A 25,797-nucleotide genomic window follows, 5' to 3' on the forward strand; every position below is an offset into this window, starting at 1 on the left:
TTTAGGCAGTGTTTGAAGATGCAACTGAAACCCATCCATATCGGCAACATCAAAATTGATTGTCCCGTCATATTGGCGCCTATGACTGGCGTGACCGATATGCCGTTCCGCAAAATTGTGCGTGAGTTTGGCTCCGGCTTGAACGTCACCGAGATGATCGCCAGCCAAGCGATGATCCGTGAGACGCGGCAAAGCATCCAAAAATGCGAATGGGACGCCATTGAGGAGCCCGTGTCGATGCAGCTTGCCGGTTGCACCCCTTATGAAATGGGCGAGGCGGCCAAGCTGAATGAAGAACGCGGTGCGGCCATTATCGACATCAACATGGGGTGCCCGGTTAAAAAGGTTGTTAATGGCGACGCCGGCTCTGCGCTGATGCGTGATTTGCCCTTGGCCGCGAGCTTGATTGCGGCAACGGTGAAGGCCGTGTCGGTGCCTGTGACTGTCAAAATGCGCATGGGTTGGGATCACGGAAGCCTGAATGCGCCTGAACTTGCGCATATTGCCGAGGATCTGGGTGCAAAAATGATCACCGTGCACGGACGAACGCGGAACCAGATGTACAAAGGCTCCGCTGACTGGGGCTTTGTGCGTAAGGTGAAAGACGCGGTATCATTGCCTGTCATCGTAAATGGCGACATCTGCAATATTGAAGACGCGCAAACTGCTTTGGTGCAGAGCGGCGCAGATGGTGTCATGGTTGGCCGAGGCGCTTATGGTAAGCCATGGTTGCTTGGCCAAATGATGCACTGGTTTCGGACCGGACAGACCATTGATGACCCGAATATCGATACGCAGTTTCGTCTTATCATGAACCATTATCGCGCCATGCTTGACCATTATGGCAGCGAAGTCGGGGTGCGTATCGCACGCAAGCATATTGGCTGGTATACCAAGGGACTGAACGGGTCAGCAGAGTTCAGAAACTTTATGAACCGTATTGACGATCCAAATGTCGTGATCGACGAATTGACGCACTTTTATGAACCGTTCCTGATCAAGTCGGCGGCCTGATTTATGTCGCAAGCCATGCATCGTCCCGATTATGGCCAGATGCTGGCGAGTATCGCAGTTCCGGTGCTTTTGATTTCCCCAGATCACATCATAAATTATGCCAATGACGCCAGCGAGGCGTTTTTTGGGCGGAGTAGGCGGCGTTTGGAGGGGCAACGCATTGATGAAACGCTCATTTTTGAAAGCGAGCGGATGAATGCGGCATTATTATCACCGGACAGCGACATATCTGCCCAAGATATGGAGCTTAAAACGCCCCACGGTGTCATTACAGTCGATATAAACCTGTCTTCGGTGTCCAAGGAGCCGGAATGGAGAATCGCCATCATATCGCCCCGTAATGGCGGGAGAGAGCATATCGGCGATCAGCGCGACATTGGGCAGCAGCAAGCGATGGGCGCGCCTGCCATATTGGGGCATGAGATAAAAAACCCATTGGCGGGTATCAAAGGCGCAGCGCAGTTGCTGGCCCGGATCGTCGATGAAAAAAACCGCGCCCTGACGGAATTGATCGTGAACGAAGTCGACCGCATCGCCCGGTTGCTCGACCAAATGCAAAAGCTTGGGCGTTCTGAACCGGCGGAATTTGCGCCTGCCAACATCCACTTGCTGATTGAGCGTGCCATTCGCTCGCTACGTGCAGCGAACCGCGGTATGCCCGAAATTTCCATTAATTATGACCCGTCGTTGCCAGATGTTCTGATTGATGCCGACGGGATGGTTCAAATACTCATCAATCTGCTGCAGAACGCGACAGACGCGCTGCAAGGGCGCCTTGACGGCGTGATAGGCATTTCGACCCGCTATGTCATGAGCGGCGCTCTGAGGGATGCTGACGTTGATCGACGGTCGATTAAATTGCCCGTTGAGATCGCTATTTCGGACAATGGCCCCGGCGTGCCCGAACATATACTAGACGAACTGTTTTCGCCCTTTGTGACCACGAAACGCGATGGGCAGGGGCTTGGCCTCGCCATTGTGCGCAAACTCGTGCAGCAAATGAACAGCCGCGTGCTGTTCGAACGCGATGCTGCGCAGGGGCAAACGACGTTCCGGCTGTTGCTGCCGGTTGCATCAGGGAAAACGAACGCATGAAACCGCCACGGGTACTCATTGTTGAGGATGACGCATCCATCGGCCTTGTGGTGAGCGCCGCGCTTCAAGCGGAAAATATCGAAACATCATTATGTGATTCCGTGGCGGCGCGTGACACGGCTTTGGCCAGTGGACATTTTGATTTGATGCTGACCGATGTCATGTTGAAGGACAGCGATGGCCTGACCACGTTGAAAGAGGCGATGGAAAAAACGCCGGACATGCCGGTCATCATCATGTCCGCGCAGAACACGCTGGAGACCGCAGTGCGCGCTAGCGAGATTGATGCGTTTGAGTATTTTCCAAAACCCTTTGATCTGAATGATCTCGTTCTGGCGGTGAAGCAAGGCATCGAAAAGCGGCAGTCAACGGCCCAAGATCCTTTCGAGTCGCTCACCGAGGCCAATCTTCCGATGATTGGACGAAGCGCAGCGATGCAGGATGTTTACCGCATGGTCGCACGGCTTTTGCGGAATGACTTGTCGGTGCTAATCTCGGGCGAAAGCGGCACGGGCAAGGAGCTGGTAGCCGAAGCGATCCATAATCTGGGGCACCGCAAAACCGGCCCCTTTGTCGCGGTCAACATGGCGGCGATCCCAAGCGAACTGATTGAGGCTGAATTGTTCGGCCACGAAAAAGGCGCGTTTACGGGAGCCGTTGGCCAATCCATCGGTCGGTTTGAACAGGCCCAGGGCGGCACATTATTCCTCGACGAAATTGGCGACATGCCCATGCACGCGCAGACACGATTATTGCGCGCATTACAAAGCGGCGTCATTAGCCGTATCGGCGGCAAAGCCAGCATCCGTTTAGATGTGCGAATCGTCGCAGCGACCAACCAGAATTTGCCAATATTGATCGAAAAAGGCGGCTTTCGTGAAGATTTATTCTATCGCCTGAATGTCGTCCCGATCGAAATGCCGCCATTGCGCGACCGAACCGAAGATATTGGCCTGCTCGCGCAACATTTCTTGATGTTGGCGGCGAAAGATGGTCTGCCGATGCGAAAAATCGATGACAATGCCATTGGCCATTTGATGGCGATGCCGTGGCGCGGCAATATTCGCGAACTGAAAAACTTGGTCTACCGTCTCGCTTTGTTATGTCGCGAAGATACCATCACGGACGCGACGATCATGCAATTTGTTGAACCGGCGCATGACGCGGAACCGCCCATCCAAGGGGTAAGTTTTGAAGCAGCGGTGACGCAGTTTTTAAGGGATCAGCGTCAGCGCGGATCAATGCGCGAAAAACTATATCCACGCGCACTGGCGCAATTCGAAATCCCGTTGCTTCAGCATGTGATGAAGCAAGTGAAAGGCAATCAGTTAAAGGCGGCAGCTTTGCTGGGTATAAACCGCAATACCTTGCGCAAAAAATTGACTGACTATGGCATTGGCCCTTCAGGCGGGGGCATTGGCCCTTCAGACGGGCGTTAGACGGACGAATTAACGCGATACGTTGCCAGAAAACCACTATTTTGTGCTTTTCAGGCATCGCAAGGAATGCCACAGTGTCTTTATGGCAACAATGGACCTTGAGGAAGAACGCGCTGTACCCTCCGCTGTCCGTCGTCTTTTCGAAACGGTTGCCGATCTTATGGGCAACAGCCAATCGATCAAATTTCTGGAAATCGCCAGTGCGCTGATGCTCGTCGTTGCCGGCGTTGTTACCGCCATATTGCTAATCGATGAAGGGTCGCAGTCGGAGCCTCTTGTACCCGCCGCATCGGCAACTATGCTCGTGAGCAACCTGTTGCCAGCGACCTTGCTTCTCGTGCTCTTCGGGCGGCGTGTGGCGCTCAAGCGGGCGGAGAATAGCAACATTGGCAGCAAGCAATTGCTGCACGTCCGTCTGGTGGCGATATTTTCGGCAATTACCGCGGTTCCAACGTTGCTGTTGGTCATCTTTGCCTCATTGCTTTTCCAGAGCGGCGTGCAGTTCTGGTTTTCTGGCTCCGCGCGTGGAATGCTCGAAAATGCGGGGGAACTCGCCAAGGGCTATTATGACGAAAAGGTTCGCGATGTTGGGGCCGAAACTGTCACAATGGCGGGAGACATCCGCTACATTTTGTCGCAGGTAAAAATCGATAGTTCTGAATTTCTAGAGATTGCCTACCCTCAACAGGTCTTGAACCGCAAGTTGAGTGAGTCCGCGATTGTAACGATTGGACCAAGTGGACAACAAAACACGGAGGCCGTGCTTGCTGAAAAAGCACGCGGGGACTGGATCAGCGACGAAGCACTAAGAAAATTGGAATCCGGCGAAAATTTTGTCGTAACGGTGAGTCCCAATAACATCGATGCTGTTGTGGTCCTTTATGACAAGCCGCGAACATATCTTTACGTGAGACGCGCGGAAACAGTTCCTTCGTTTGCTTTGGGTTCACGCGCACAGTCAGTCCTTGAAGACTATGACAAAATGGTCGCGCGTTCGCGGGCATTGCAAATCCAGTTCAATCTCGCGCTGTATTTTGTGTCGTTGATGATTATCGGGATCACTTTGTGGGTCGCCTTGCGGGTTGCCGACCGCCTTGTACGCCCGGTGAATAATCTCGTGAATGCTGCGCAATTGATTGCAGAGGGTGATTTATCCGCGCGCGTCACAATTGACCAATACCGCAACGATGAAGTTGCCTTTCTTGCGCAATCCTTCAACCGCATGACCGAACGGCTGCAGCAACAGACCAGCGTGTTGTTAGCGACCAATCATCAACTCGGTGAACGACGTCTATTTATCGAGGCCGTTCTTGAATCTGTGTCCGCCGGTGTGGTTTCTGTTGATGGCGATGGCGTGGTACAACTCGCCAACTCTACAGCGGAAAAGCTGCTGAAAAATACATTCAAAACGATCGTGGGTCAAAAGTTTGCAAGCGTCGCGCCTACACTGGCTGCATTAGCCAGCGAAAGCCCGCGCGGCGTGGTGCAATTGGGGGATGGACCTGAACCACTCACGGTTGCCGTAACCGTATCCCCGCGTGAGCAGGGCAGTGTGGTGACCTTTGAAGATATTAGCCAGCAATTGGCAGACCAACGCAGCGCGGCATGGTCGGACGTTGCGCGCCGTATTGCCCATGAAATCAAAAATCCGCTGACCCCGATACAGTTGGCCGCAGAGCGCCTGCAACGGCGGTTTGGCAAAAATATTGTCCAAGACGAAGCAATATTCCAGCAGTTGACGAGCACAATCGTGCGCCAAGTCGGTGACTTGCGTAACATCGTCGATGAATTCTCGTCCTTTGCACGCATGCCGAAGCCGATGTTCCGCGCCGAAAATGTTCATGACATTGTGGGCCATGCCGTGTTCATGTTTGAGGTGGCGCATCCCGATATCAGCTTTACCTATAATCAGGATGGCCCGTTTCCCACATTGATCTCCGACCGGCGTCAGCTGGGGCAGGCGATCACGAATATTCTCAAAAATGCGGTGGAATCGATTGAAGAGAAAAAGAAAATGGGCGACGTCGATGGTGCGATTGTTGTGGACCTGGTGGTGGAAGGCAGCGGCCTGACCATTCGGATTGCAGATAATGGTATTGGCCTGCCGTCGGATCGTCAGCGGATTATGGAGCCCTATATCACCAACCGGGCAACAGGTTCGGGGCTTGGCCTGGCCATCGTGAAAAAGATTATCGAGGAACATTTCGGAGAGATTTCTCTGTCTGACAACCAGCCAGATGGCGCGGTTGTGACGTTGAAGTTCAATCCGGAAATCGTGGCGTTGCGGGTAGGGAAGCTAAATGCGTCCCCGCCACCTTCCAATTCAGATGAGGTTATGGGCTAATATGGCACTCGACATATTGATTGTAGACGATGAACAAGACATTCGGGACTTGGTCTCCGGTGTCCTTGATGACGAAGGATACGGCACCAGAACCGCATCCTCCGCAGATGAAGCATTGGCTGCACTGGATGAGCGGCTTCCGTCGCTTATCCTTCTGGACGTTTGGCTGCGCGGGTCTCCCATGGACGGCATTGAGTTACTGCGCGCCATCAAAATCCGCGATCCGCAAATCCCGGTTATCGTGTTCTCGGGCCATGGAAATATCGACACTGCTGTTGCTGCCATCGGGCAAGGTGCGGTCGATTTTATCGAAAAGCCATTTGAAGCCAGCAAGTTGTTGCACCTCGTTTCAAAGGCAACCGAAACGGAACGGCTGCGTGCTGAAAATGCCGACCTTAAGGCGCGTGTTGGGCATTCGGAGGAACTGACCGGTTCGTCGGTATCGATCAACGCGGTACGCGCAACGCTGAAGAAGGTCGCAGGCACAGGAAGCCGAATGCTTATCACTGGACCGGCAGGTGTGGGCAAAGAAGTTGCGGCACGGCTGCTACATAGCTGGAGCCCGCGGGCAGGGTCGCCTTTCGTGTCCGTGAGTGCCGCGCGATTGTCTCCTGAAAGATTTGACGAAGAATTGTTTGGAATCGAACAGGATGGCCGTCTCGTGCAGGCAGGCATGTTGGAGAAAGCGCACGGCGGAACACTGTTCCTAGACGAAGTTGCAGACATGCCGCGCACCACACAAGGCAAGATCCTGCGGGTGTTAACTGACCAGAGCTTCGTTCGGGTAGGCGGTGACCGGCAAATACGTGTCGACGTCCGCTTTGTGTCGGCCACTGCGCGCGATCTGGCTGTCGAAATTTCCGAAGGCCGGTTCCGCGAAGATTTGTTTTACAGGTTAAACGTCGTTCCGGTCGAAATTCCACCCTTGTCAGGGCGGCGCGAAGATATTCCCGACCTCGTCAACCATTATGCCGCGCGCTTTGCATCTGAACATCGCATTTCGCCACCTAATTTCTCGGGCGATGCGATGGCAGCACTTCAGGCATGTGAATGGCCGGGCAACGTCCGGCAATTGCGCAACATCATTGAACGCACCATCATATTGGCCCCGGCAGAAGGCGTTGCGACAATTGAGGCCGATATGCTGCCGTCAGAAATCATCAACAGCTATGAAGGCGCAGAACATAATGTAACGTCTCTTATGGGTGCGCCATTACGTGAGGCGCGCGAAGCATTTGAACGCGAATATTTGCGGGTGCAGATCAAACGTTTTTCCGGCAATATCTCAAAAACAGCGGCTTTTGTCGGTATGGAGCGCTCAGCGCTGCACCGGAAGCTAAAGCTATTGGGCATTTCTGTCCGCAAAAATGCACTGGATTTTAGCGACGACGCAGAGTCTTGAGTGCAATTGCGAAGTTGGTGTTATTCGTGTAATATCCGTATCGCTGAGCTTTGTGGTTGCTTGATGGGCAATCTGAGACATTCGGCGTAACGATAAATATAAACGGATAATCACAATGACTGAAAAAAATAACGGACTTCAAGACCTCTTTCTGAACTCCCTCAGAAAATCGAAGACCCCTGTTACTATGTTTTTGGTGAAGGGCGTAAAACTTCAAGGTGTTGTTACGTGGTTTGACAACTTCTCGGTGCTGTTGCGCCGCGATGGCATGTCACAGCTTGTCTATAAGCATTCTATATCGACAATTATGCCGTCGACTTCACCGGACCGTTCATTATTCGATGATATGATGTCGCGCACCACGCACCGGCCTGGCATGCTGCAGGATGTTTTTCTGTTCGCTATGTGTGATAAGAATGAATCCGTTACGACGTTTCTGGTGAATGGCGTGATGCTTCAGGGCGCTATTGTCGCTTATGACCTTTTTTCGGTCATGTTGGAACGTGATGGCACGACGCAGCTTGTATATAAGCATGCCATATCCACCATTCAGCCAGCGCACGCCGTTAACCTTGCGGAATATAATCAGGGCGTCGACGAGATTGATATTTGAGCGGGTTTGAACGCAGCGAGACTGATGAGTTCGCGCGTGGCGCGCGCGCTTTGGTTATTTATCCAGAGCTGCCTGGACGGGCCTCTGTGGGTCCGGAGGCGCGCGTTGCCGAAGCTGAGGGGCTTGCACTCGCCATTGGCTTGAATGTTGTTCGCAAAAAGCATTATCGGGTGCGTTCACCGCGGGCGGTGACGCTGCTCGGCGGTGGTCAGGTTGAAGAAATAGCCGAAATGGGCCGTGATCTTGAGGCCGATCTTCTGATTGTGGATGCTTCGCTGACCGCCATTCAGCAACGTAATCTTGAAGAACGCACCGGACTGAAGACGATTGATCGGACTGGGCTGATCCTTGAAATTTTTGGCGAACGCGCGGCTACGGCCGAAGGACGGCTGCAGGTCGAGTTAGCGCACCTTGACTATCAAGCGGGTCGCTTGGTCCGTAGCTGGACTCACTTGGAGCGGCAGCGCGGTGGTTTCGGCTTTCTGGGCGGTCCAGGTGAAACGCAGATTGAGGCCGACCGTCGTATGATACGGGACCGCATGGCGCGGTTGCGGCGCGAATTGGAGGAGGTGAAAAGGACCCGTTCTTTGCATCGCGCCCGGCGCAAACGCGCACCTTGGCCGGTGATCGCTTTGGTGGGCTATACCAACGCGGGTAAATCGACTTTGTTCAATCGGTTGACGCGTGCGGCCGTCCTGGCCGAAGATATGTTGTTCGCGACGTTAGACCCAACGATGCGGCAAATTACGCTACCGGGGGTGGAAAAGGCGATATTGTCCGACACTGTTGGTTTTGTCTCTGACCTGCCAACGCAATTGATCGCTGCCTTTCGCGCGACGTTGGAGGAAGTGATATCGGCTGACATTATCGTCCATGTGCGTGACATTTCTCATCCCGAGAGCGATGCGCAGCGTGACGATGTTTTGCAGATTTTGCGCGATTTGGGCGTTCTGGACGACGATCAGGCGGCAAATAAGCCCCGGATGGTGGAAATTTGGAACAAGTTGGATCTTTTGGATAATGATCGGCGGGCGGAGTTATCCGGCATGGCCGCGCGCGATGAAAATATCTTGATGATATCGGCCGAGACAGGTGAGGGCATTGATGTATTCAAGGCCTACCTCGCTGCGCTCATTGCCAAAGGAAACGATGTGCGCAATGTCAAATTGCGCACTGACGATGGCGCGGCTTTAGCTTGGTTGCATGGACGCGGCGTGGTGAGCAGGCAGTATGTTGACGGTGACATTGTCTCAATCGAAGTGTCATTGAGCCGCCAATTGTGGGGCCAGTTCGAAAAACAGTTTGAAAAACAGATCGAACAGGCCGAAACTTAAGCCTGTGTCTTAATTTTTCTCTTTTACTTTCGCTTGTTGCCAAAGTTCTTCTTTTTCATCGAGTGACAAACCCACAAAAGCGTTGCCGGCAGACATTTCCATGTCGCGAAACCGCCGTTCGAACTTGGCGCTCGCTTGCTTCAGTGCATGTTCTGCGTCCACTTTATGAAAGCGCGCGAAGTTGACCACAGCGAATAGCAAATCGCCTATCTCTTCCGCAACATGTTCGGCTGAATTTGCTTCTCTAACTTCTTCTAATTCCTCTATTATTTTATCACGTGCACCTGACTGGTCTGGCCAATCAAACCCTGTGCGCGCTGCGCGTTTTTGAATTTTCTGTGCGCGCAATAAAGCGGGAAGGGCGAGGGCAACTCCTGCTAACGCGCTGTTGTCTTCATCTCCGCTGCGTTCGGCGGCCTTTATGGCTTCCCAATTATCCGGAACCTCATGACTTGTAGCTGTGGCATCCCCGAACACATGCGGATGGCGACGCACCATTTTATCACAAATGCCTCGAACGACGTCTTGCAAGTTGAACGCGCCAAGTTCGGAAGCCATCTGGCAATGAAACACGACCTGAAGCAGCAGGTCGCCAAGTTCGTCCTTGAGCGATACCAGATCATTACGCTCAATCGCATCGGCAACTTCATAGGCTTCTTCAATTGTACATGGGGCAATCGTCGCAAAGTTTTGCTCAATATCCCAGGGACAGCCAGTGTCACGATCACGTAGGCGCACCATGATATCCGTAAGAGGGGTAATGTCAGCGCTCATCAATTCACCATATCAATAAGTTCGATAATATATATTATGTTAAGTAATTTGTGATATCAGCAGTGCATAAGCGTCAATTGCAATGAACTTATTCATGGTTGAAGCACCATCATATTGGCTTCCACGCGCCAGCTTTGCAGGCTGTTGAGGAAGTTCATACCCAATACATTGACGTCGCCAAAACGCTCCGACACGACAACTTGATGGTTCTCGATGCTGTGCGGGCCAACCGACAATAAACGGACGACGCCGCGCTTGGCGGCTATACGGCCGTTTGCGGTGCCAAGGATGATTGGGTAACCATCGGCTTCAACGCCGGCTTCTCTCGCTGTGGTCGCATTGATCGCTGTCAACGTCGCGCCGCTGTCGACCATGAAGCGGACGGGTTCGCCGTTTATGTTGACCATGAGCCAATAATGGCCATCATCCTGTCGGCGCAACTCTATCGCTTCGCCGCTGATGTTTTGTCCGGCGGTCCCCGATATGTCGGCTTTTAAACGTTCCCAAATGCCGATAAATTCAAACCGGAAGCTGAAAATGGCAAATAAAGTCGCAAAAATGGCGATCCATGCGAGCCCCGCCTTGGCAACATAGCCCAAGGGTAAGCGGCGCGCGGCAAGCGAGCTGACAAGCAGCAATATGCAAACAACGCCCCAAATCATCGATGGGCCATCTTCCATGATGTTCATCGACGTGCCTTCGTAAACAGGTTGTAGAAATTGTCTGAAGTTTGCTGTGCAAGGCTATCTAGTGCAACGTCACGTAGCTGTGCCACAAAGCGCGCGGTATCGGCCACAAAGGCTGGCTCTCCGGTTCTACCGCGATGCGGTATCGGCGCCAAAAATGGGGCATCGGTTTCCACCAGCAATCGATCTGCGGGCAACCATTTGGCTACATCTTGAAGGTCTTTGGCGTTCTTAAACGTTACGATACCTGACAGCGAGATATACAGACCCAAATCCAACGCAACCCGCGCAAATTCGGCTCTGGCCGTAAAGCAATGAATAACGCCGGTGAATGGCCCTTCCCGCATTTCTTCGGTCAGTATCGCTGCCGTGTCGGCTTCCGCATCGCGGGTGTGGATGATGATCGGCAGGCCAGTTTCGCGCGACGCCTTAATATGCTCGCGAAACCCCGTGCATTGCTGCGCCCGGTCGCTTTTGTCGTAATAATAATCGAGGCCTGTCTCGCCAATAGCGACCACACGGGGATGTGCGGACTTTGCAACGAGTTTAGCACAGTCCATGCCGACATGTTGGTCGGCCTCATGCGGGTGAATGCCGACGGATGCCCACACATCCTTTTCTTGCTCGGCAAGGCCAATGACCTCATCCCACTCGCGCTCTCGCGTCGAAATATTGAGCATCGCCGACACCCCGCTTTCGCGCGCCCGCTTTAGTATCTCGGCCTGTTGTTCAACCAAGCCCTTGTAATTGAGGTGGCAGTGGGAATCGACAAACATCAGACGGAGGCCCCCTCCTCTGCTGGCAATTCAAGCCGCGGAAACAGTCCTGTTGGCTGGGCAATTTGGAAACCGCCTTCGGCCAACGGCGAATACCAATGCGACCCGGCACGCGCATAATTACGCACATCCTGCGGCACACCCATTTGATCGAGCAGCTTAGTGGCTGACCCGGGAATGATTGGCTGCACGGCTATCGCTAATTGCGCGATGCAGATGAATAATGTCGCCAACACCGTCTCCATCCGCTCGGGATCGGTTTTCTTAAGCGCCCATGGTGCCTGCACGTCGACATAGGCGTTACATGCAAACACGGCCTGCATCCAAGATTCCAAAGCCTGCGACATGGCCAGTTCTTCGAAATGCCCTGGAATTTGCATCGAAACGACATTGCCGACCAATTCCAGCAAGGCTTGGTCATCGCTATGATGGCCGTTAATCGCAGGAAGATAGCCTTCGCAGTTTTTGAAAATCAGCGACAATGTCCGCTGCGCCAGATTGCCAAAACTGTTCGCCAAATCAGCGTTTACCCGCGTCACAATGGCCTCTGGGCTATAGCTGCCATCCTGCCCAAAGCTGACTTCGCGCAATAGAAAATAGCGCAATGCGTCGACACCAAACAATTCTGCAAGTTCCATCGGGTCGACGACATTGCCCAAGGATTTCGACATTTTCTCCCCACGCGACAACAGAAAGCCGTGACCGAACACCATTTTTGGCAAGGGCAAGCCTGCCGACATCAGGAATGCGGGCCAATATACGGTGTGGAACCGGACAATGTCCTTGCCGATGATATGGATGCTAGCTGGCCAGAATTTGCGCCATTCTTCGGTGTCATTTGGAAAGCCAATGGCGGAGATATAGGTGGTCAGCGCATCGAGCCAGACATACATGACGTGGTTCTCGCTGCCCGGAACCTTAACCCCCCAGTCAAAGCTGGTGCGCGAAACGGATAAGTCCTTCAACCCGCCTTCGACAAATTTGACGGTTTCGTTCTTGCGGCTGTCGGGGCGCATAAAACCCGGGTTCGCGGCGTAATAATCCAACAATGGTTGTTCATATTTGGAGAGCCTAAAAAACCAGCTTTCTTCAACGGTCCATTCAACGGGTGTGCCTTGGGGCGACAGCTTTTGTCCCCCTTCCCCGTCGGTAAGCTCGTCTTCGTCATAATAAGCTTCGTCGCGGACAGAGTACCACCCCTCGTAGCGGTCCAGATAGAGATCGCCATTGGCCTCAAGCCGTTTCCAGATCGCCTGACTCGCTGTGTGATGGCTATCGGCTGTCGTTCGGCAAAAATGGTCGAAAGAAATATCAAGTGTTACGCACATTTGTTTGAAATAGCATGACATTTCATCCGCAAGATCGCGCGTTGCCCTGCCCAACCCGCGTGCCGTCTGGTCCATTTTTAGGCCATGTTCGTCCGTGCCGGTGACGAAACAGACTTCTCGGCCATTCAACCGCTGAAAACGTGCAATCGCATCTGTGGCAATTGCCTCATAGGCGTGGCCGATATGCGGCTTCCCATTGGGATAAGCGATTGCGGTGGTGATGTAGAAAGGTTCGGACATGGAAACTCTTATTATTGGCTATGGGTATTATTGGCTATGGGCGCGCTGTATGCGCTTGAATTGATGCCAGCAAGCTTCCCATTTGGAAGACAACGCTTTGTTTGTCCAAACTTAACGCAATGGCCCGCGCGGCAAGCCCGTTTGCTGCCTCCCAAGCGGCGACACCATTGCTCGCCTGCGTGGCATCAAGCTTGCGGGTGTATTCCGCGATTAGGGACGGCGCACGGCGCAAGAAAGCCTCATAACGCGGCTGCGCAGCCTTTAACGCCAGCCTGTCTGCCAAGCCACTGCGCAGTGCATTGTCGCGGTCACCCGTGCGCAAGATCAACATCATCGCGTCCTCAATTTCCTTGAGGTCAAGGCCAAGAAAATCAAGCGCTTGCCCCGGTGTGCCATTGCCCAAGCGGATAAGGGCTTGAAGCTCGTCCGCACCGACCTCTGGTACCGCGCGGTGCAAAACGTTGGTCATGTCGGCGTCACTCAATGCCTCAAACCGAAGGATCTGGCAGCGCGACCGAATGGTGGGCAGCAATCGGTCACTGGCATGGCTCACGAGGAAGAAAAAGGTGCCAACCGGCGGTTCCTCCAGCGACTTGAGCAAGGCGTTGGCCCCTCCCCGCTCCAGGTCGTCCGCAGCATCGATGATGATCGCGCGTCTGTTGCTTAAACCGGGACGTGTGGTCAGCGAATGTTGCAACCCGCGGATTTGATCGACGGTAATGCTGCGCTTGAACTCGGTGGCATCATCAATGTCCTCATCCTCCTTCAACGGCTCCTTCGGTAGCCGCTTCACGGACAGGATATCGGGATGCGACCCACGCGCAATCATGCTCCCATAAGCGTTCTCCGGGTCAACCAGCATGGCCGCAGCCCGCAATGCAAAGGCAGACTTGCCGATGCCTCGTGGCCCCGATAAAATCCAGCCATGGTGGATCTTATCACTGTCACAAGCGGTCGCGAACTGCCGCCACGCCTTATCATGTCCGACATAATCGTTCATGCAGGCTCCAACAGGTCGCTAATTTCGGTCAGTAAGCGCGCGGTTACCTCGTCCGCAGCACCCGACGCATCGACAAGCCGCACGCGCGGTTCACACTCGGCAAAGCTCACAAAGGCGATATCGACGTCCGAATGGAAAACCTCTGTCCGGCCCTGAATTCGGTCGGGCTGGTTCTGGTCACGTGCAGCCGCGCGGCTTGCGGCCTCTTTGGTATCGAGCCGTAACACTAAGGTTCGGTCGGGCAACATGCCATGGCTGCCGATCTGATGCAGCGTCATGATGTCAGCATCGGACAGGCCGGAGCCCGCACCCTGATAGGCCCGACTGCTGTCGATAAAGCGGTCGGAAATAACCCATTTCCCGCTGGCCAAGGCTGGCTCGATAAGACGGTCGACATGGTCGCTGCGTGCGGCGGCGAACAACAATGCCTCGGCGCGAGGCATCCACCGTTCCGCGCTTCCGCCAAGGAGCAACTGCCGGATGGTTTCCGCGCCCTCTGTCCCACCCGGTTCGCGGGTTAACAATACTTCAAATCCATATTGTGTGATGAACGCGGCAAGCGCCGCAATCTGGGTCGATTTGCCAACCCCCTCGCCGCCTTCAATGGATATAAAACGGCCGCGCGCGGTCACAGGCGCACCCATATTTGCTGGATAACCGCAGTTTCAGGCATAAAATATCTGTTCCGTCGTCATATAACGCGAATGGCAGGGCCATTTGCTCTCGCCATCCGATAGGCGAATTTATTGGCCGCGTATAGCGGTCCGCAGACGCTACTCCAAAACCTAATTGCGCAGTTCATCCGCCAACAATCCGACCGACAGCGCATAGAAATTCGAACAATTATAATCCAATATGACGCGGTAATTCCCGCCGAGCAGATAGGCCGTATTGCCAACGCCATCGGGTTCAATCAACGTCGCCATCATATTGTCATTCGGCCAGACGCCCCGCTGCGGCGATATGCCCAATTCCCGCCATTCGGCGATTGTCCGCCATTGGCTGTGCCGTGCAAAGACGCGGGGGCATCGCGGCGACGACATAAGCGACCGCATGACGCCGCGATTGAACGACGCTGGCACATTGACCGCAAACCCCCAATCCTCACCACGCCGCCAGCCGGCATTGACGAAATAATTGGCGATGGAGGTCATGGCATCGACTTCGCTACGCCAAATGTCGGCATAGCCGTCACCATCACCATCGCGGGCAAGCCGCAAATATACCGACGGCAAAAATTGTGGCTTACCCAGCGCCCCGGCCCAGCTTCCGGTGATCGCATATTGCGGCACGCCTTTGTCGATCATTTTGAGCGCGGCGATCAACTCGCCTTCAAACAACGCGCGGCGACGTCCTTCATACGCCAATGACGCCAAGGCTTCGGGTGCGTTGAAATTGCCCATGACGGACCCATAATTGGTCTCATGCCCGTAAATGGCGATCATGATTTCTTCAGGCACGCCCGTCTCATCCTCAATCCGCTGAAGCAACGGGCGAAGCTCTGTATATTTGGCGCGGCCCCGGTTGATGCGCGATGCATCGACATGGCGCGCCTTATATGGCGCAAAATTGGGCACGGGCGCGCTGGACGCACCTTCGGGCTGCTGCCGGTCAAGCCGGACTACGCGGTCATTATAGGTAATCGACGGCAACACGCGGTCGAGCGTCGCTTGAGTCACCCCCTCACGCAGAGCGCGTTGCCGCACTTGCGATAAATAAGACCTAAAACCGGCCTCCTGCGTTTCTGTGCCCGGTGCAGAGCCAGCGACCCCATCCTGCGCCAGACACGCCGGGCCAAGCACCGAAGCACCGGCGCAGATTGCCATCGTCATCACAATTTTACGGTAAAAGCGCACTGGAATCCCTCATATCTGAATGCGACATAGTGCCACAGACAATACCGGCTGTGAATTGTTTTGGTCTTGTCGAACAATCATTTCATCGCGTGGCTTGGCCAAGGGGCACGTCATCTACGCTTGCCATCGCAAAGCGCACTAGCTAGGGGACGCATCGTAAGCGGACAGGTGGCCGAGTGGTTTAAGGCAACGGTCTTGAAAACCGTCGTGGGTGGAAGCTCACCGTGGGTTCGAATCCCACCCTGTCCGCCAGCTCCCTCAAGAGCCGCAGGAATGGCCATAACCCCAAGTTTAATGCCCGGCATGTCATCGACAACTGTCTTTGACGAGGGCATCGCCAAGGCCAAGGCCGCTGGGGTGTATAATGGACGCAAGCCTTCGGTGGACGCTGAGGCCGTGATGGCCCTGAAGGTGTCCGGCAAGGGACCGGCGGAGATCGCGAAGGAACTCGGGATAGGCCGTGCAAGTGTTTACAGTGCGTTGGCGGTGTGGGCTGTCACTTTCCACACGGTCGTGCCTTGCCCGGCTTTTTTGCAAAATTGCGTGTGCCGTCACGTGCTTGTGGAAGGCCTATTTCGGTGCCATATGCTGGAACATATCGGCGCAGTTGGGGCAAGGCTTTGAGAGGCGAAATAGATAACACTCAGCGGGTAATTCTTGATGGATCGCCGTCAGCCCAGAGCCGAGTAGTATACTCCGTTCGTAGGGTCCCAGAGCAACGACTGCAGTTTGGGACTGTCAAGGTCGACTATGGCACTGTGGCTGTTTGGCGGGCCTACGACCCCGACAATGACACGCATGACGCAGAGTGGCGCAAAGAGCCTTGGCGAAACGTATATCGCATACACGTAACGCAGCATCCCATCCCGAACAGGCCGAAATATGTTGTGTTCGCAATTGACGATTTAGAGGTCTCGGGCGTTCAGGCAAAGCTTCCTGTCGCCACCTTGGTTCTCAGCTATCATCTCAAAGGGCACTTGGAAAAGCTTTGACAGTAATTGCTGGCATTGCGGACAAACGTTAGCAACCAACGTCTGGCGCGCGCGGCACAGCACGTCTCCCCGATAGAAATCCAGGCACGACCCGAAAAGGCGCCGCTTTCAAACACCAGCGCCTTCAGATCACAATCCCACCACGCCTCATTGCCCCTTAAAACCTGCTTTGCGCTTTTCCACGAAAGCCCGCGCGCCTTCTTTTGCGTCGGCGGTGCTTCCTGCGATCCTCTGCCCTTCGGCTTCGGCCAGCAATTGTTCGGCGTATGAGTTTTCCAGCGCGGTCAGGATATTTTTGCGCATCACCGCATAGGCCACTGTGGGGCCGTTGGCGAGACGGGTCGCAAGAGCGCGGGCTTCTGCGTGCAACACTACATCTTCCACGCATTTGTAGATCATGCCCCAATCCGCCGCTTTTTCACCGCTGATTTTCTCCCCGAGCATCATCATTTCTGTTGCGCGCGCTTTGCCAACCAAGCGGGGTAGCATCCACGATGCACCTCCGTCGGGGACGAGGCCGATATTCACAAACGCCTGAAGGAAATAGCCTGACTTTGCCTGCAATGACAAAATCGCCGCATAGACCGATGGAGCAGCCAACCCCCGCCGCCGCGCCGTTGATGGCGGTGACGATGGGCATATTCAGACCGCGCAAGGTTCATCATCAGCGGGTTATAATGGCGGGTCAGTGCGATGTAGCTGCCCTCCCCTCCCGATAATCTGCTCGGTCCTGCGCGCGCGGACAGGTCTGCGCCGGAACAAAAGCCAGCGTCCTGCTGCCGGTAAGGACAAGACACCGTGCATCGCCAAGACCATTGGAAACGGCATCATTTATTTCCCCCGCCATTTCGAGCGAACACGCGTTCATGCGTTCGGGACGGTTGAGGGTGATGGTTGCGATCCTGTCCGCAACATCCAAAGTGATCGTTTTATACGTCATAATTATGCGCCCTCCTCCGGCGCTTGTCCTGCCATCGCCTAATTCAGTCGCGCGTTCCGAGCAAGTCGCGTGCGACCACCCAATTGTGAATTTCGCTTGGCCCATCATAAATGCGCATCGTCCGCAATTTGTTGGAAAGCAGATACAGCGGCATTTCGCGCGTCATGCCCATCGCGCCAAACATCTGCATTGCATGGTCGACAATGTCATAGGCCGTTTCGGTGCAATAGGATTTGATCATCGAAATTTCTTGTCTGGTGTCACGCCCTTCGTCCATTTTCCACGCGCAATCATAGGTCATCAACCGCATGGCATGAATCCGCGTGGCGGCGTCAGAAACCCAATTCTGTACCGTTTGGCGGGATGATAAAGCTTTGCCAAAGGTCACGCGTTGCGGCGCATATTCGATCATCATATCAAGCGCGCGCTGCGCCATGCCAATCGACCAAGACGCCATTTCAATCCGTCTTGTGCCCAACCGGACTTGCATAGGTAAAAACCCCTGTCCGCGTTTGCCCAGCAATTTCCAGCCTGGAACGCGGCAATCGTCGAGCGCAATTTCATAAGTCGCGGTGCCGTCAATCATCGGAATTTTACGCAGAACGTTGAAGCCGGCGTTTCGCGGTCGACCAGAAATGCCGACATGCCATTCCGGCCTTCGGCATTTTTGTCCGTCACGGCCATCAAGATGGTAAAATCGGCCTCGTCCGCCTTTGTGATCCAGATTTTGCGACCGTTGATAATCCAGTCGTCGCCATCCTGAACGGCGGTAGTCTTCATCAATTGCGGGTCGGCTCCAGCGCCCGGTTCCGATATACCAATGGCAGAGATCGTCTCGCCGCGCACATAAGGTGCCAGATAATGTTCGCGCTGCTTTTCATCCGCCGCAGCCATCATCATGCGCAAATTGGGCGAATCTGGCGGAATTGTGTAAGGGGTAACGGTCCGTCCAAGTTCTTCGCCAACGCCAACCATGGCGACCATCGGCAGGTTCATGCCGCCCACTTCCTCCGGCGCATCGAGTCCCCACAGCCCCATATCCTTCGACACAAGGTCGACCCGCGCCTGCTCTTGCTGCGGTCAGATAAGCTGCCTTTACCCTGCTGTCTCGCGTGCCAACACGCCGCTTTCCAGCGGCATGAGTTGGGAGTCCACAAATTTGCGGACAAGGTCTTTGAGCATCTGATGCTCTTGCGCGAGTTCGAAATTCATGGGGATGTCCTTACAATCAGTAGCTGCGCGGAAGACCGAGGACGTGCCCGGCAAGATAGCTGAGAATCAGGTTGGTGCTGATCGGAGCGACGGTATAAAGCCGGGCTTCGCGGAATTTGCGTTCGACATCATATTCTTCGGCAAAGCCAAAGCCGCGCGGCCATATTTCAGCAGGGTGTTCATAATGTACATTGCGGCGAGAAACCATGCCTTGGTAAGCGCGTCTACAAACTCGCGGGGATACGCCCTGTCGCTGTCTTTCGCGCGCCAGTATTCGCCGGGAAACTCCGCACATAATGCCTGCACCGCTCGGCGTATTTCGATAATATCCAGGCTTTCTGGCATTCTATTGTTTCCTTTGAGCCTTTGCAGCGGTCACTTGCCGTCCGTCAGCGGCAAAAGCGGCCATTTCGATATCATCGCCCTTCCCGCGCATCACAAGATGCAAAGCTTCGCCACACATTGCTGGCGAAAGGCCCCGGAAGGAAAAATGTGCCAATGCATTATCGCCATATTCCCGTCGCGCCAAATCCAGTAATAATGTCGCCGTCAACGGACCATGAACGACAAGGCCGCGATAGCGCTCTTCCCCTTGCGCATAAGGCAAATCATAATGGATGCGGTGGCTGTTGAAGGTCAGCGCGGAGAAGCGAAATAAAAGCGGTTCGCTTGGAATGAGCATGCGGTGTTTGCTCCAACCCTCTGCATCGAATCTGCCCACGCCATTTTTAGGCGGTGATAAAGCAGCGTCGGGAGCGGCGGCTTCGCGATACACAATGCTTTGGATCTCACGAACCGCAATACCGGCTTCACCAAAAGTTTCATGGGTGACATCGACAAAAAACAACTGGCCCGAACTACCCGATTTTTCGGTGATGGATTGGATGCGCGACGTGCGGGTAACGGCTTCACCCAATTGCAAGGGTGCGAAAAAATCTACTTTGCTGGATGCCCACATGCGGCGCGGCAACATTACGGGTGGAAGAAAGCTTTTCAGGCTGTCATCACGTGCGGGGTGTCCGTCTGGACCCAGTTGTGCCGTCGCTGCGTCCGGCACGCATAGGCACCAATGTAACCCCTGCGGCACCGTGCCATCGCCGCTTGCCGTGCGATCAAAGGTGGCAAGCCAGCGCGCCAGCAGGCCAACGTCGATGCGATCTGCCCGCACTTCTTCACGTCCAATCCACCTGTCCCATATAGGCATTAGTTGCGACCCCCCGTCAGTCCCTTGGCTATCACTTGCGTATACGCTCTTTACCGATCAATGTTGCGCCTCTTGGCAAGGCTAGGCAAATTGGGCGTTCAAACCCGCCCGCTTGATCAAATTCCGGGGCAATGTGTGTCGAGCTGAGGTTGCCGGATAAGCGATAAAATGGAAAAATACAATTAATTCAGTGCGCTAACGTGATTACTTGAATTTTGTTCGCGTTAAGTCCATTTATGGCGACTTAACGAGTCACCAACATTGTGTGTTGCAGCCCTTATTTCTCCGGCGTTAACTTCGATCCACCCTCAACATTTTCATTAAAGCTCGTCACCACCGAATCGACCAGTATCTGGATCTCTTCGGCAGCAAACTTCTCCGCGTCGGCTAGGCTTGAACCATAAGACCGCTCGGCCTTCACCAGTATCGCCTTATAGGCTGCGCGTTCTGTCGGGCATGCCTCATCGGATGTTTTGATGAACGCGGTTGGGGTTACTTTCTCTGAAACTGCAACATTGTGGACTTCAATCATGCAGTTGTTGAATGCCTTGCGCGCGTTGTCCACGGCGTCGCCCTTCATGGCGGCCATGCTGAGCAGTGCGGTTGCGATGAGTGTGATCATGTTTCAAATTCCCTGATGTTCATTCCCATACGGTTCTGAGACCGCTGATGACATAGTTTACACAACCGTTACTGCGCAATCAATGCGCTATAGCAGATTGGTTACGCGCGTTCACCGGACGATTTTGCCGCCCTTTACAACCGCATCGACCGACTCCAGTTCCCGCACATCGGCCAAAGGATCGCCATCGACAGCGATGATATCGGCAAAGCGGCCAATGGCAATCGCACCGACATCCTTTTCTCGGCCAAGCGCTTGCGCGGCGTTGCGGGTTGCTGCCTGAATGGCCTCAATCGGGGTCATGCCATATTCGACCATGACCTTGAACTGTCCGCCGACAAGACCGTGCGGCATCACGCCCGCGTCGGAGCCAAAGACCATCTTTACGCCAGCTTTGTGTGCTTTACGGAAATTGTCGCGCTGAATCTGCCCAACTTCGCGGTCCTTGCGCAGATTGTCCTCCAACACGCCGTTTTTCGCGCCTTCGGCTTGGGTATAGTCGGTGTTGAAGATATCCATCGAGAACCACACAGGACGCACGCGCGCGGCGGCAAGCTTTATGCCTTCATCGTCGACAAGGCTTGCATGTTCAATCGTATCGATGCCCGCCTTGATCGCGGCCTTAATGCCGTCTCCACCATGCGCATGTGCCGCAACGCGCAGGCCCCATTGATGCGCCTCATCGGCGATTACGCGTAATTCACGTTCGGAAAGTTGCTGCTGACCTGGTTCGGTATTGCGCGAGAACACCCCGCCCGTGGCGCAGACCTTGATGACTTCAGCGCCATATTTACGCTGGCGGCGGACTTCGTAGCGCAGTTCGTCCTCGCTATCGGCGATGCCCTCTTCCTTGGAAGCGCCCTCAAGGCTTGGCGGGAGGAATGTCGAGTCGCAATGACCGCCCGTTGCGCCGATGGAATAGCCTGCTGGTACGATCCGCGGACCAATCGCATAGCCGTTTTCAATGGCTTGTTTCAGGCCAATGTCATTGCGGTTTTCCGCCCCAACATTGCGCACGGTGGTAAAGCCAGCCTTGAGCATGGCTTGCGCTGCGCCGACGGCCGACATACCCCAGAAGCTGTCGGTAAATTCAAGGCCGCGATAGCCACCAATATCAGCGGGGCTATCGAGATGGACATGCATGTCAATGAGGCCGGGCAATATGGTTTTGCCGGACATGTCGATATGCGTAACGTCGCTGCCCCATTTTACCGTGCGGGCATCGGCGATATTGGTGATGCGGCCATCTGCGCCGACAAAAACAGCAGGAAAATCAACCGTTTTACCGTTCAAAACATCGACCATCTTGTCGGCAGTAATGACCGTTGTCTGCGCTTGTGCAGTCGAGGACAAAATCGCGACGCCTGAAACCGCCAAGACCCGCAGATTCTTCAGCAAGTTCACACTAAATAACATACCCGTTTTTCCTACATATTCCAGTTGCCGGAAAGGATGGCAAAAAATGGACGTGTAGGACAGCGAAAACGTCGTCGTCCTTATATCATGGACGTTATCCTGAACTTGCTTCACCTTCGGTGACTGTCGCGCCAGTATCCATATTGCGACTCAAGCCGACGTTAGAAAGGCACAATAGACCCTGAACCAAGTTCAGGGTGACGGTTGTATTGGTCCCAACCTTGCCTCACATATGAATCATCTTGCCGTAAGCGCCGAGCACACTCTCGTGCATCATCTCGCTCAATGTTGGATGCGGGAAGACGGTGTGCATGAAATCGGCCTCTACCAATTCGGCGGTCTTGCCGATGGTGTAGCCTTGGATCAGCTCAGTGACTTCCGCGCCAACCATATGCGCGCCAAGCAACTCACCGGTCTTGGCGTCGAAGACGGTTTTGATAAAGCCTTCTGCCTCGCCCAACGCAATTGCCTTGCCATTACCCAAGAACGGGAAATTGCCAACCTTGACGTCGTAGCCAGCCTCTTTTGCTTTGGCCTCGGTCAGGCCGACACTTGCGATTTGCGGATGGCAATAAGTGCAACCGGGGATGTTCAGCGGGTCCATGGCAACTGGGTGGCCGCCGGCGATGGCTTCGGCTGCAATCACGCCTTCATGGCTTGCCTTATGCGCCAACCACGGCGGGGCGGTAATGTCGCCAATCGCCCACAGGCCGGGCACGTTTGTGCGGCACATCGGGTCGGTTTTTAGGAAGCCGCGATCCATTTCCACGCCAAGCGCTTCCAACCCGATATTTTCGGTATTGGGGACTATGCCAATGGCAACGATACAATGCGTAAATTCCGATTGGGCGACCTTGCCGTCCTTGCCCTTGATCGCAGCGGAAACGCCCGTAGTGCTGGCTTTCAGGCTTTCGACCCCTGCCCCGGTCATGATCTTCATGCCCTGTTTGGTCAGCGCCTTTTCTAGGAAATTGGAGACATCGGCGTCCTCGACCGGCACGATGCGATCCAGCATCTCAACGACGGTCACTTCGGCACCCATGTCATTGTAGAAACTCGCAAACTCAATGCCAATCGCACCGGACCCAATCACGAGCAGCTTCTTCGGTATTTCGGGCGGCACCATCGCATGGCGATAGGTCCAGATGCGCTTTCCATCGGCAGGCGCAAACGGCAAATCCCGCGCCCGTGCGCCGGTGGCGAGGATGATGTTCTTTGCGGTCAACTCCTCGGTCTTGCCATCCTTGGTAACGGTCAATGTGTTCGCGGCGATCAACTTGCCGTCGCCCATATGAACAGTGATCTTGTTCTTCTTCATCAGATGCGTAACGCCCTGATTCAACTGTTTGGCCACACCACGCGACCGTTTCACCACCGCGTCAATATCGGCGCTGATATTGGCCGCCGTCAGGCCATAATCGCCCGCATGCTGCATATAATGATAAATCTCCGCCGAGCGCAGCAACGCCTTGGTCGGGATACAGCCCCAGTTAAGGCAAATACCGCCGAGATTCTCCCGCTCGACAATCGCGGTTTTGAGGCCGAGTTGCACGGCGCGGATGGCGGCAACATAACCACCGGGACCGGAACCAAGGACGATAAGGTCATAATCAGACATTTTGGCTTCTCTCTAAAGCCCTCTCCCCTTGCGGGAGAGGGTTGGGTGTGATTTGTATCGACATATCTCTTTTATCCGAAGCAGAAGGCAGCATCGCTTGCCGCGACGCGCCCCCACACCCTCCCACCGCTGCGCGGCGGGCCCCTCCCTCTCCCGCAAGGGGAGAGGGGTTAGGCGGTGACATTGATACTTCCGGCAAAATCGATTTCGATATTCTGGTGTTCGCCAGCAATATATCTTCCCCGCCATATTGATACGTTTTCGCCAATTGGATTGAAACCACTAGTAGGTCGCCCATCTTTGCCGACTGCCATCCGCTGAAAGTCGATCTGCTCGCCGTCAACTAACATCGAAATCACACTACCTGCATGAACACTCTGAAGGGCCCGTTTCACGTCGCCGTCTTCAATATGTGCCAACCAAAGACACTGGTCTGTAAGCTTCGCACGGGCCATCAAGCCACCAACCCCAAAGGATTCTCCACCAGTTCCTTGAATATCTTCATGAACATCGCGCCGTCAGCGCCGTCGATGGCGCGGTGGTCGAAGCTGCCGGTGGCGGACATCACCGTGGCGATTGCGAGGGCGTTATCGACGATATAGGGCCGCTTTTCCCCTGCCCCGACCGCTAGGATCATCGCCTGTGGCGGGTTGATGACGGCGTCGAATTGTTTGATGCCCATCATGCCCATGTTGGAAATCGACGCGGTGCCGCCTTGATATTCATGCGGTTGCAACTTGCCATCCTTGGCGCGCGCCGCGAGTTCGGCCACTTCGGTCGAGATTTTGGACAGCGACTTGTTCGCGGCGTCGACGATGATTGGCGTAATCAAGCCAGTGGGCACCGAAACAGCCACGCTGATATCGGCGCGGGCGTATTGCAGCATATTGTCGCCGGCAAAGCTGACATTGCATTTCGGCACCTGAACCAGCGCCAGCGCCAGCGCCTTGATCAACATATCATTCACCGACAGCTTAATGCCGCGCGCCTCCAGCGACGCATTCAATTCCCCGCGCAGTTTCAATAAGGCGTCTAAGCGAACATCGACCGTCAAGTAAATGTGCGGAACGGTCTGTTTGCTCTCGGTCAAGCGGCGCGCGATGGTCTTGCGCATATTGCTAAGCTTGACGACCTCATGCGGGATGTCGGTATCAATTGCCTGCGTTGGCGCTGGTGTTTCGCGGCGAATGCCGCGATCCAGTTCCGCCACAACCGCGCTTCGGCCTTCGCCGGAAATCGCTTCTACATCGGCTTTCACGATACGGCCATTGGGTCCAGTGCCTGAAATGGTGGTGAGATCAAGACCCTTGTTCCCGGCAATACGTTTGGCGAGTGGGCTGGCTTTGACGCGGTCGTTGGATTGTGGCGTCGCAGGCCCACCCCCAGCCCCTCCCGCCTGCGGGAGGGGAGTTTTGATGGTTGGTTTCACAGGCTGGGGAGTTGAAACAACCTGCTCCCCTCCCGCAAGCGGGAGGGGCTGGGCATCACCCTTATCTACCGCACCCTGATCATCCTCACCCTGAATCATCGCAATGACCGCGCCGACCTTCACGCCATCGGTTCCTTCGGCCACCAATATCTTGGTCACGATACCCTCATCAACCGCTTCAAACTCCATCGTCGCCTTATCGGTCTCAATTTCGGCCAGCAGATCGCCAGAAGACACTTTGTCGCCTTCCTTGACCAGCCAACGGGCCAACGTGCCTTCTTCCATCGTGGGTGAAAGCGCGGGCATTTTCAGTTCTATGGGCATCGGGTACGGGCCTTTTATGGTCGTCGTTATACTTCTCCGAATAGCCAAGCTTTCCCAAGCGTCAAGCGTGATGTGGTTGCCAATCATTCAAATTTCGCGCAGGCTATACGAATTCATGAAATGCTGCGGGTGAAGCAAG

The 25,797-nt window shown here is 54.6% G+C and carries 23 protein-coding genes, 1 tRNA gene and 2 pseudogenes; 9 read left to right on the top strand and 17 right to left on the bottom strand.

From position 1 onward, the window contains the following. The first annotated feature begins 18 nt into the window (after window positions 1–18). The 7 genes from dusB (at window position 19) to hflX (ending at window position 9,241) form a co-directional block, all read left to right on the top strand. The gene (gene dusB / locus HEQ18_RS03455) at window positions 19–1,014 is read left to right on the top strand and encodes a tRNA dihydrouridine synthase DusB (protein WP_432815525.1); all 996 of its coding nucleotides are present in this window, start codon (window positions 19–21) and stop codon (window positions 1,012–1,014) included. Between the two features lie 3 nt (window positions 1,015–1,017). After that, a complete protein-coding gene (locus HEQ18_RS03460; RefSeq protein WP_432815526.1) occupies window positions 1,018–2,109 on the top strand; it encodes a two-component system sensor histidine kinase NtrB in 1,092 nt (363 codons plus the stop codon). Continuing rightward, window positions 2,106–3,548, top strand: a complete 1,443-nt coding sequence (locus HEQ18_RS03465) for a sigma 54-interacting transcriptional regulator (RefSeq protein ID WP_432815527.1) — start codon at window positions 2,106–2,108, stop codon at window positions 3,546–3,548. The genes HEQ18_RS03460 and HEQ18_RS03465 overlap by 4 nt, the downstream gene beginning before the upstream one ends. 82 nt (window positions 3,549–3,630) lie before the next feature. Beyond that, window positions 3,631–5,892: a sensor histidine kinase gene (locus HEQ18_RS03470; RefSeq protein WP_432815528.1), complete on the top strand. Its 2,262-nt coding sequence runs from the start codon at window positions 3,631–3,633 to the stop codon at window positions 5,890–5,892. A gap of 1 nt (window position 5,893) precedes the next feature. After that, entirely contained in the window at window positions 5,894–7,294 is a 1,401-nt protein-coding gene (locus HEQ18_RS03475) for a sigma-54-dependent transcriptional regulator (RefSeq protein ID WP_432815529.1), read from the top strand. Between the two features lie 115 nt (window positions 7,295–7,409). Further along, window positions 7,410–7,907, top strand: a complete 498-nt coding sequence (gene hfq, locus HEQ18_RS03480; RefSeq protein WP_432815530.1) for an RNA chaperone Hfq — start codon at window positions 7,410–7,412, stop codon at window positions 7,905–7,907. Further along, window positions 7,904–9,241: a GTPase HflX gene (gene hflX / locus HEQ18_RS03485; protein WP_432815531.1), complete on the top strand. Its 1,338-nt coding sequence runs from the start codon at window positions 7,904–7,906 to the stop codon at window positions 9,239–9,241. The genes hfq and hflX overlap by 4 nt, the downstream gene beginning before the upstream one ends. Window positions 9,242–9,250: 9 nt before the next feature. Here hflX and mazG read toward each other — a convergent pair whose 3' ends face one another. The 7 genes from mazG to HEQ18_RS03520 all read right to left on the bottom strand — a co-directional run bounded on the left by mazG (window position 9,251) and on the right by HEQ18_RS03520 (window position 15,871). Continuing rightward, the gene (gene mazG, locus HEQ18_RS03490) at window positions 9,251–10,015 is read right to left on the bottom strand and encodes a nucleoside triphosphate pyrophosphohydrolase (protein ID WP_432815532.1); all 765 of its coding nucleotides are present in this window, start codon (window positions 10,013–10,015) and stop codon (window positions 9,251–9,253) included. A gap of 92 nt (window positions 10,016–10,107) precedes the next feature. Further along, window positions 10,108–10,704, bottom strand: coding sequence for a retropepsin-like aspartic protease family protein (locus HEQ18_RS03495; RefSeq protein WP_432815533.1), 597 nt, complete (start codon window positions 10,702–10,704; stop codon window positions 10,108–10,110). Beyond that, entirely contained in the window at window positions 10,701–11,477 is a 777-nt protein-coding gene (locus tag HEQ18_RS03500) for a TatD family hydrolase (RefSeq protein ID WP_432815534.1), read from the bottom strand. The genes HEQ18_RS03495 and HEQ18_RS03500 overlap by 4 nt, the downstream gene beginning before the upstream one ends. Further along, a complete protein-coding gene (gene metG / locus HEQ18_RS03505; RefSeq protein ID WP_432815535.1) occupies window positions 11,477–13,045 on the bottom strand; it encodes a methionine--tRNA ligase in 1,569 nt (522 codons plus the stop codon). Before metG ends, HEQ18_RS03500 begins: the two co-directional genes overlap by 1 nt. A gap of 34 nt (window positions 13,046–13,079) precedes the next feature. Then, on the bottom strand, window positions 13,080–14,045 hold the full coding sequence (locus tag HEQ18_RS03510; protein ID WP_397605395.1) for a DNA polymerase III subunit delta': 966 nt from the start codon (window positions 14,043–14,045) through the stop codon (window positions 13,080–13,082). Beyond that, entirely contained in the window at window positions 14,042–14,689 is a 648-nt protein-coding gene (gene tmk / locus HEQ18_RS03515; RefSeq protein ID WP_432815536.1) for a dTMP kinase, read from the bottom strand. Before tmk ends, HEQ18_RS03510 begins: the two co-directional genes overlap by 4 nt. Before the next feature lie 141 nt (window positions 14,690–14,830). Next, complete coding sequence (locus HEQ18_RS03520) at window positions 14,831–15,871, bottom strand: lytic murein transglycosylase (protein ID WP_432815951.1); 1,041 nt, start codon at window positions 15,869–15,871, stop codon at window positions 14,831–14,833. Between the two features lie 192 nt (window positions 15,872–16,063). Here HEQ18_RS03520 and HEQ18_RS03525 point away from each other — a divergent pair. Continuing rightward, window positions 16,064–16,153, top strand: a tRNA-Ser gene (locus HEQ18_RS03525). A gap of 21 nt (window positions 16,154–16,174) precedes the next feature. Further along, window positions 16,175–16,525: a hypothetical protein gene (locus HEQ18_RS03530; protein ID WP_432815537.1), complete on the top strand. Its 351-nt coding sequence runs from the start codon at window positions 16,175–16,177 to the stop codon at window positions 16,523–16,525. A 515-nt stretch (window positions 16,526–17,040) separates the two neighbouring features. On the opposite strand, the pseudogene HEQ18_RS03535 reads toward HEQ18_RS03530, so the two are convergent. From HEQ18_RS03535 to HEQ18_RS03580, 10 genes and pseudogenes are all read right to left on the bottom strand, one after another. Beyond that, window positions 17,041–17,833, bottom strand: a pseudogene (locus HEQ18_RS03535) (enoyl-CoA hydratase-related protein). 43 nt (window positions 17,834–17,876) lie between these two features. Continuing rightward, window positions 17,877–18,419, bottom strand: coding sequence for an acyl-CoA dehydrogenase family protein (locus HEQ18_RS03540; protein WP_432815538.1), 543 nt, complete (start codon window positions 18,417–18,419; stop codon window positions 17,877–17,879). Beyond that, a complete protein-coding gene (locus tag HEQ18_RS03545) occupies window positions 18,416–18,883 on the bottom strand; it encodes an acyl-CoA dehydrogenase family protein (protein ID WP_432815539.1) in 468 nt (155 codons plus the stop codon). Before HEQ18_RS03545 ends, HEQ18_RS03540 begins: the two co-directional genes overlap by 4 nt. A gap of 178 nt (window positions 18,884–19,061) precedes the next feature. Continuing rightward, window positions 19,062–19,199: pseudogene (locus HEQ18_RS03550) on the bottom strand (acyl-CoA dehydrogenase family protein); the annotation flags it as partial. Window positions 19,200–19,391: 192 nt separating this feature from the next. Then, window positions 19,392–20,249, bottom strand: coding sequence for an FAS1-like dehydratase domain-containing protein (locus tag HEQ18_RS03555; RefSeq protein WP_432815540.1), 858 nt, complete (start codon window positions 20,247–20,249; stop codon window positions 19,392–19,394). A gap of 277 nt (window positions 20,250–20,526) precedes the next feature. Beyond that, entirely contained in the window at window positions 20,527–20,871 is a 345-nt protein-coding gene (locus HEQ18_RS03560; RefSeq protein WP_397605401.1) for a hypothetical protein, read from the bottom strand. 111 nt (window positions 20,872–20,982) lie between these two features. Then, window positions 20,983–22,287, bottom strand: a complete 1,305-nt coding sequence (locus HEQ18_RS03565) for an amidohydrolase family protein (protein WP_432815541.1) — start codon at window positions 22,285–22,287, stop codon at window positions 20,983–20,985. A 226-nt stretch (window positions 22,288–22,513) separates the two neighbouring features. Next, window positions 22,514–23,905 carry a dihydrolipoyl dehydrogenase gene (gene lpdA, locus HEQ18_RS03570; protein ID WP_432815542.1) on the bottom strand — a complete coding sequence of 464 codons (1,392 nt, stop codon included), beginning with the start codon at window positions 23,903–23,905 and terminating at the stop codon, window positions 22,514–22,516. 170 nt (window positions 23,906–24,075) lie between these two features. Next, entirely contained in the window at window positions 24,076–24,360 is a 285-nt protein-coding gene (locus HEQ18_RS03575) for a hypothetical protein (protein WP_432815543.1), read from the bottom strand. Then, entirely contained in the window at window positions 24,360–25,658 is a 1,299-nt protein-coding gene (locus tag HEQ18_RS03580) for a pyruvate dehydrogenase complex dihydrolipoamide acetyltransferase (protein ID WP_432815544.1), read from the bottom strand. Before HEQ18_RS03580 ends, HEQ18_RS03575 begins: the two co-directional genes overlap by 1 nt. Window positions 25,659–25,797: the final 139 nt, after the last annotated feature.

The sequence above is a fragment of the Sphingorhabdus sp. genome, from assembly GCF_050921905.1.
In the GTDB taxonomy this organism is placed as follows: Bacteria; Pseudomonadota; Alphaproteobacteria; order Sphingomonadales; family Sphingomonadaceae; genus Sphingorhabdus_B.

Coding starts and splice junctions, on each gene's coding strand:
- mazG (WP_432815532.1), bottom strand. CDS start 10,015: ATGAGCGCTGACATTACCCCTCTTACGGATATCATGGTGCGCCTACGT.
- lpdA (WP_432815542.1), bottom strand. CDS start 23,905: ATGTCTGATTATGACCTTATCGTCCTTGGTTCCGGTCCCGGTGGTTAT.
- tmk (WP_432815536.1), bottom strand. CDS start 14,689: ATGGGTGCGCCTGTGACCGCGCGCGGCCGTTTTATATCCATTGAAGGC.
- HEQ18_RS03520 (WP_432815951.1), bottom strand. CDS start 15,871: ATGGCAATCTGCGCCGGTGCTTCGGTGCTTGGCCCGGCGTGTCTGGCG.
- HEQ18_RS03475 (WP_432815529.1), top strand. CDS start 5,894: ATGGCACTCGACATATTGATTGTAGACGATGAACAAGACATTCGGGAC.
- HEQ18_RS03460 (WP_432815526.1), top strand. CDS start 1,018: ATGTCGCAAGCCATGCATCGTCCCGATTATGGCCAGATGCTGGCGAGT.
- hfq (WP_432815530.1), top strand. CDS start 7,410: ATGACTGAAAAAAATAACGGACTTCAAGACCTCTTTCTGAACTCCCTC.
- HEQ18_RS03580 (WP_432815544.1), bottom strand. CDS start 25,658: ATGCCCATAGAACTGAAAATGCCCGCGCTTTCACCCACGATGGAAGAA.
- dusB (WP_432815525.1), top strand. CDS start 19: ATGCAACTGAAACCCATCCATATCGGCAACATCAAAATTGATTGTCCC.
- HEQ18_RS03510 (WP_397605395.1), bottom strand. CDS start 14,045: ATGAACGATTATGTCGGACATGATAAGGCGTGGCGGCAGTTCGCGACC.
- HEQ18_RS03540 (WP_432815538.1), bottom strand. CDS start 18,419: ATGATTGACGGCACCGCGACTTATGAAATTGCGCTCGACGATTGCCGC.
- HEQ18_RS03575 (WP_432815543.1), bottom strand. CDS start 24,360: ATGGCCCGTGCGAAGCTTACAGACCAGTGTCTTTGGTTGGCACATATT.
- HEQ18_RS03555 (WP_432815540.1), bottom strand. CDS start 20,249: ATGCCTATATGGGACAGGTGGATTGGACGTGAAGAAGTGCGGGCAGAT.
- HEQ18_RS03500 (WP_432815534.1), bottom strand. CDS start 11,477: ATGTTTGTCGATTCCCACTGCCACCTCAATTACAAGGGCTTGGTTGAA.
- metG (WP_432815535.1), bottom strand. CDS start 13,045: ATGTCCGAACCTTTCTACATCACCACCGCAATCGCTTATCCCAATGGG.
- HEQ18_RS03465 (WP_432815527.1), top strand. CDS start 2,106: ATGAAACCGCCACGGGTACTCATTGTTGAGGATGACGCATCCATCGGC.
- HEQ18_RS03470 (WP_432815528.1), top strand. CDS start 3,631: ATGGCAACAATGGACCTTGAGGAAGAACGCGCTGTACCCTCCGCTGTC.
- HEQ18_RS03560 (WP_397605401.1), bottom strand. CDS start 20,871: ATGATCACACTCATCGCAACCGCACTGCTCAGCATGGCCGCCATGAAG.
- HEQ18_RS03495 (WP_432815533.1), bottom strand. CDS start 10,704: ATGAACATCATGGAAGATGGCCCATCGATGATTTGGGGCGTTGTTTGC.
- HEQ18_RS03530 (WP_432815537.1), top strand. CDS start 16,175: ATGGCCATAACCCCAAGTTTAATGCCCGGCATGTCATCGACAACTGTC.
- HEQ18_RS03565 (WP_432815541.1), bottom strand. CDS start 22,287: ATGTTATTTAGTGTGAACTTGCTGAAGAATCTGCGGGTCTTGGCGGTT.